The sequence below is a fragment of the uncultured Maritalea sp. genome, from assembly GCF_937139385.1.
In the GTDB taxonomy this organism is placed as follows: Bacteria; Pseudomonadota; Alphaproteobacteria; order Rhizobiales; family Devosiaceae; genus Maritalea; species Maritalea porphyrae_A.
In genome coordinates this window covers 1-3,015 of the sequence record NZ_CAKZPW010000305.1, presented here as the reverse complement: position 1 = coordinate 3,015, position 3,015 = coordinate 1, and the positions used below count along the sequence as shown (strand labels likewise).

The window sequence follows — 3,015 nt, the reverse complement described above, 5'->3', positions numbered from 1 at the left end:
CTTTAAAAAGAAGAATTTTCCAACAAAGTCGTACAGTTCCTTTTGCCTTTCAATACTATATACGGTAGCTCCTAGTTCAGCTAATACACATGCTTGGTAAGCACTGCCCGTTCCAATTTCTAAAACCTTGTCGGTTGGTTCAAGATGTTTGGCCACCTCAGCAAGCATCTCCTCATAGGACTGAACGTCTTTCACCGGCTTTGCCGCATAACCTTTCGCCTGCTTGTCCCAAAAACTTGCTGTTTGCGATGTCATGTAACGTTCCTTGTTGTTGCGAAAGTAGACATTGTTCGAATTCTCCATTCAGCATTTGTCCAATTGAATGCAAAGCCAAAACGAGACGCTTTCTTGACGCCTAAGGACTTTTGTCGCTTCTGCCGCGTTGCTGCGGCTATCATCCCAAAAGCTGCTGGTTTGAGCATTAAGCGCTTTGTTTTCAAATTGGATGACGCTTCACTATGTGGTGTGGGTTCTGATTTGTGCAACTATCAAACTGATGTAATTTAAGGTCTTTCGCATTGTCTTTGCTAAACTGAAATTTGTGAATTAGTGCTTTTCCAACGATGGAAGTCGCCATGCCAGCCAGCAGATGTACCCAAGCGTGATGAACTCTACGATTGCAAAAGCACGGTCATCTAAGTCGCCGGGTAATCCAAGTGAAAGGATCGCGCCTGTGAGGACTGCGGCGACAATTGTGAGCCATCTGCACATCTTATGAGGTAGAAAAAGCGATCCAATGATCATCGCTAATGGGATTTCTATTAGAACAAAGCCGAGCAGCATCAACTCCTCAGTGATCACCGCGCCGTTGATTTTGCCAGTCAAAGCCTCGTTCAAAAATGCGGCCGTACCAATTTCATGAATGTCGCGGAACACCAAGTTGAGCATAAAGAATATCCAAAGGGTGGATAGCACTTGGCGTGTTTTTTCATTTGTCATCTTTTGTCCTTCAGCTCAATTGCCGTACAAATCAAAGTACCTATGCGAAAACAAAATAGGAATTGCCTAGTTTTGTGGTTTTGGTATACGTAAACGTATGAACTGGCAGGAAGTGAATTTTGATTGGAACCAAGTGCGCGCATTTTTGGCCACGGCCGAAGAGGGCAGCTTTAGTGGCGCAGCGCGCGCCCTTTCTACAACCCAGCCCACCATTACTCGGCAAGTTGCAGGGTTGGAGACTTCCCTAAACTCATTACTGTTCGAGCGCAGTACCCGCGGGTTGAGAATGACCTTGGCGGGGCAGCAATTGTTCGAACATGTCCGTGAAATGGGCAGCGCGGCCAGTCGCATCTCCATGGTGGCGCAAACTTTCAACAACGAAGTGTCCGGCGAAGTCTCGATCACTGCGGTTGATACACTTTGTGTGAAGTTTGTAGCGCAAGCCATCAGACGGTTGAAACACTCGGCACCCGGATTAACGTTGCGGATAATTTCTTCTGATCAGATTCAAGATTTGAAGCATCGTGATGCGGATATTGCAATTCGGCATGTTCGCCCAACGCAAAGCAGCTTGGTGGCCAAGCTCGTGGGAAATTGGACGGCCAGCTTTTATGCCCACCAGTCATATCTGGACCAAATTGGTCTTCGTCCTGATTCTGCGGATCACGAAAATGTTGAAATTATTGGGCCAAGTGATCCCGTTCAATTTATCGAGATTTGCAAAGGTCGCGGACTAAATCTGAGGATCGATCAATTCACCCTGCCGTGCACCAGTGCGCTGGTTGCCCATGAAATGCTGCGGGCTGGCTTAGGTGCAGGGGTGACCGCTGATGTGATTGCCAAAGCTGAACCGGAGTTCGTTCGGCTATGGCCTCATGTGCCGCCAATCGATTTTCCGGTTTGGTTGGTCACCCATCAAGAACTGCATACATCGAAAAAAATTCGCGTTGTCTTTGACGTGTTAGAGCAAGTTCTCAAAGAAGCTTAGAGCTTCGTGCTTCTAAAAGCACTGTAAAATCAATTATATAGCAAGAGTTAGTTGCTGTGTCTGTTTTTTGACATTCAGGTTTTGCCCCTGGACTTATCCAATGCCGTGCATAAAAAATAAAGAATATTGTAGATTGTATCCAATCTTGATGCTATAGACGAACTTGTAAAGGCGAGATGGCTTTGGCTGTTCCTTTGCTGGGTACGCCGCCTGCTAATTTGAGATCCGTTGTTGATAGGGGTTTTTAATTGTGGGGCAGGCGGCGCCCATCAAGGAGGGGTTGAAGCGAAAAGCCTCAATGATCCGGGAGGAAGAAATATGAAACTATTGAAACTTGCCGCTGCAGCGGCAGTGCTTGCAACTCTAGCGACACCAGCAGCTTTTGCTGACAAGCTTGATGACGTGATCAACAATGGCGTTTTGCGCTGTGCGGTTGTGTTGGACTTTCCACCAATCGGCTATCGCGATGCCAACAACGAGCCAGCTGGTTTTGACGTTGAATATTGTAACGACATGGCCGCAGCGCTTGATGTTGATGCAGAAGTAATTCCTGTAACATGGGCAGAGCGTTTGCCAGCCATCGTTACCAATCGCGCAGACATCGTGTTTGGCGGTACATCAGATTCGCTTGAGCGTGCAAAAACGGTTGGCTTCTCTATCCCTTACGCCATCTATTTTGCGCAAGCAGTAGTGGGCAAAGATAGCGGCATCACTTCATTTGAAGATATGAAGGGCAAACGCGTTGCCGCAGCTGTGGGCACTGTGCCTGAGCAAGAGTGGCTCAAAATCGCTGAAACTTGGGGCGAAGAAAACCTTTACCAAGGCTACCAGAGCGAAAACGAAGTTTTCCTAGCGGTTGCACAAGGCAAAGCGGATGCGGGTATTACCACCAACACAGCGGTTAAACCGATTACCGATCAGTATGATTCTGTCGTTCCAGGCCCACGTATGCCTTGGACAACTGATTACACATCAGTTGCCGGTCCACGCAAAGACGTAACATGGCTCAACTACATCAACCTGTTTAAGCAGTTAATAACATCGATTACGGATATCGATGGCAAGGTATGACGAAGTTTTAGGTTGCT

4 protein-coding genes are annotated in these 3,015 nt (G+C 47.3%); 2 read left to right on the top strand and 2 right to left on the bottom strand.

What is annotated here, in order from left to right; translation table 11 throughout:
• Together Q0231_RS12575 and Q0231_RS12570 are read right to left on the bottom strand one after the other, a co-directional pair.
• On the bottom strand, nucleotides 1-255 hold a 255-nt coding region (locus Q0231_RS12575; protein WP_367274495.1), incomplete at its 3' end, for a protein-L-isoaspartate O-methyltransferase.
• A 291-nt stretch (nucleotides 256-546) separates the two neighbouring features.
• On the bottom strand, nucleotides 547-939 hold the full coding sequence (locus Q0231_RS12570) for a DUF6326 family protein (protein ID WP_299347903.1): 393 nt from the start codon (nucleotides 937-939) through the stop codon (nucleotides 547-549).
• A 97-nt stretch (nucleotides 940-1,036) separates the two neighbouring features.
• On the opposite strand from Q0231_RS12570, the gene Q0231_RS12565 reads away from it, so the two are divergent.
• Together Q0231_RS12565 and Q0231_RS12560 are read left to right on the top strand one after the other, a co-directional pair.
• A complete protein-coding gene (locus tag Q0231_RS12565) occupies nucleotides 1,037-1,927 on the top strand; it encodes a LysR family transcriptional regulator (protein WP_299347902.1) in 891 nt (296 codons plus the stop codon).
• Between the two features lie 318 nt (nucleotides 1,928-2,245).
• Complete coding sequence (locus Q0231_RS12560) at nucleotides 2,246-2,998, top strand: transporter substrate-binding domain-containing protein (protein WP_299347901.1); 753 nt, start codon at nucleotides 2,246-2,248, stop codon at nucleotides 2,996-2,998.
• The last annotated feature ends 17 nt before the right edge of the window (nucleotides 2,999-3,015 follow it).